This is a genomic window from Microcystis sp. LE19-10.1B, from assembly GCF_027530565.1.
Classification (GTDB): Bacteria; Cyanobacteriota; Cyanobacteriia; order Cyanobacteriales; family Microcystaceae; genus Microcystis; species Microcystis aeruginosa.
The window spans coordinates 1-2,688 of the sequence record NZ_JAPZQM010000620.1 but is presented as its reverse complement, the minus strand read 5'-3'; the positions used below and the strand labels follow the sequence as shown (position 1 = coordinate 2,688).

The window sequence follows — 2,688 nt, the reverse complement described above, 5'->3', positions numbered from 1 at the left end:
AAATCCTTATCTGGTAAGAGACTTAATTGATTAGTTCGCTCTAGATCAAAAACAATCGACAAAAATCGCTAAATGCCTTTCTATATAAGGGTTACATCCAATATAACCCCCGTCCATTGCATAACACAAACCGAAGAGCCATTTTTCCGCACAATTTCTATTTCTCTTCTGCCTAGAGTCCCAGAAGAGCGATAATTATGATTGCTTCACCTGTAATGTTCTCGATTATTAATTCCAAACACGATAGATCAAGATTAAATGACTATTGTTCTGCAAAATTAGAGGACAAACTACTTAGGGAACAAAATCCCATCTCGCCAGTTTCCATTGCCAAAGGTTCTGAATCTGTTCAGGATATTTTGCTAAACCAAATTGGGCTAAAATTATCTGACTAATTACTGCATTAAAGTTTGTGGGAAAGCGTAATTGTTCCTGTGCATGATCCAAAAAAAATGTTTTACAATAGCGACCTAATTGTTTTTCTAGTTGGACAAGTTGTTTTAATAAATCAGGAATTTCCCACAGGCGATTGCGATGACTAAATTTCAGTAATTTTACCGCATTTTGAAAATGGCTGCCCTCATCTTGTACGAGATATTTCCCAACTTGACGAACAACGGGGCCGTAGTGCCGATAATATTCCCATAAATCTCGACGATAGGAAATCGTAGATCCCAACTCATCAAATAATAATGAAACTAAGATAGTAAATTCATCTGTTAAAAGTGCTTTGATCGGTTCAATCTCGTGGTTACGTTCAGCGAAAACCAGATCCATTTCTCTAAAACTTATACCAGAAATTAACCGATAAACTCGCCTCAAAGCTTCATAATGTTTTTGTTCATCTTCAAACCACTGGATCATCATTTGCCAGAAATCATCGCTAAATTCAGCTTTACGAGTTAATAAATAATTCCAGAGAGGAAGGCTATCTCCCTCACTATAAACATCTCGACTTAATAATAAACAAAAATGATGTTGTAAATTGGGATCAATCTGGTTTAATAATTGTGGGTTTAATTGATAATGCAGAGGAATACAGTCATCAACTCGCCAAGTTTTTTGTTGCAGTTTTAATTTCATTGCTTTTGCTTTTTTACAATCTTTCAGTTTCATTTATAAAATCTTTAAACGATCCCTTGATCGGAAACAATATGCGGGATAATTAAACAATAGCGTCCGGTAATTCTCAGGCGATCGCCCCGAATAATCACCCCGGCGGCTTCTCCATCTTCTAAGCCTCCGACTAACCAACTACCAATTACATAATAATAATTATATGCAATTGGTAAAGACACATATTCTTGGATAATAAACCCTTCTTTTCCATAACCAAAGCTTTCTCTGGCTTCAAGAGTCGAACCAAAACCTGTTTGGATAGATGTAGCGACTCCTTCTAATCCCAATATCGGTTTTTTAATATGGGTATTTAAACTTAAACGAGTGGCGGCGGGAGACAGATCTTGCTCAAAATAAGTCGGTAAAAGATAAGGAGAATAATCAGGATTGTCCTGAAATAAATCCCAGAAATACACGAGAGAACCTTTATTGGCTAAAACTTGTTTCCAAAGTGGTTCTAAAAACTTAACCTCACCTAATTCTAAACGGCGGGCAAAAATATCAGTCATACCAAAGTTTTCCACATCATTTTGTAAATCTGACCAATCGTAAATTTTCCAAATCCAGGGCATTCGTTCATTACAATGATCCACCAAATAACCCTGGTCGTCTATGCCAATTCCTCGCTGTTGTAGATGACCTTGCTCATCCAATTGATCTCTGAGATAAACTATCTGGCAATATTGCTGAGGATCAATCTCATCTTGAATCATTTGAATTAATTGAGCCGCCATTTCCTGATCCTCTGTTAACTTTTCATCAACCAAGAAAGATAAAACTTTCCCCGACATCTGATATACTTGAATAATCCGACTTAATTGTGCTGCAACTTTATCCCAAAAATCATTAAATTGATTAGCATCCTCGGGCAAAGAGTGGTCTTTTCGCTTTAACATATCCTGTAACCAATTCCATTGATAAACCTGTTCACACCCTAACAACGGAGTCTCGGCATTAATCTCAATCATTTTCAAGGAATTACTGGCTTCTGACATAACTAAATCAAAGCGCAGATAAAGGGATAAATCTTCTGGTTCCCTGCGTTCCCAGGATAATTGAATCGCCTGCCAATAAGCGGGATGGATTTGTAAACTGGCTAATCTTTGCTCCACTGCACCATCTTGTTCTGCGGTAAAAAACCAATCTAAATATTCCTGACACATTTTGCCAAGAGTTTCGGTGGCTGCTGCTAATCGAGTTTCCTCCTCGGTAGAAAATTGAAGATAAAAAGGTTGTTTTAACGCCTCCACCCAGTAACCCTGAGAGGCATCGCTTAAAACCTCTGCTTGATAGGCATGGTGGCGGATATGTTGTTGCCAATAGGGACGACGCGGAAAAGGAATAACTCGCATAATTCACCTCTTATATCACTCTGTGTCCTCTGTGTCTGGAGTGGTTTTTATGATGATTATTTAACCAGATTTATTATGGCTCTTCGTTACCCTTTATGCTAAATCAACATACAAGATGCCAAGATAACATACTTCTAACCCAAAAATTCCGAAAGTTTCTAAAGCCATAGCCTCTCCGTTTTATTAGTTTAAGTTTATTGTTGATTCCCTCGACCAC

Annotated in this window: 3 protein-coding genes; all 3 read right to left on the bottom strand. The window is 37.6% G+C overall.

Features of this window, described 5'->3' with window-relative positions; genetic code table 11:
• Window positions 1-294: 294 nt before the first annotated feature.
• The gene (locus O9332_RS22315; RefSeq protein ID WP_002760307.1) at window positions 295-1,116 is read right to left on the bottom strand and encodes a hypothetical protein; all 822 of its coding nucleotides are present in this window, start codon (window positions 1,114-1,116) and stop codon (window positions 295-297) included.
• 11 nt (window positions 1,117-1,127) lie between these two features.
• Window positions 1,128-2,471, bottom strand: coding sequence for a glutathionylspermidine synthase family protein (locus tag O9332_RS22310; protein ID WP_002760306.1), 1,344 nt, complete (start codon window positions 2,469-2,471; stop codon window positions 1,128-1,130).
• Between the two features lie 103 nt (window positions 2,472-2,574).
• Window positions 2,575-2,688 (bottom strand): transposase (locus O9332_RS22305; RefSeq protein WP_130758671.1); only part of this gene is annotated, 114 nt, incomplete at its 5' end.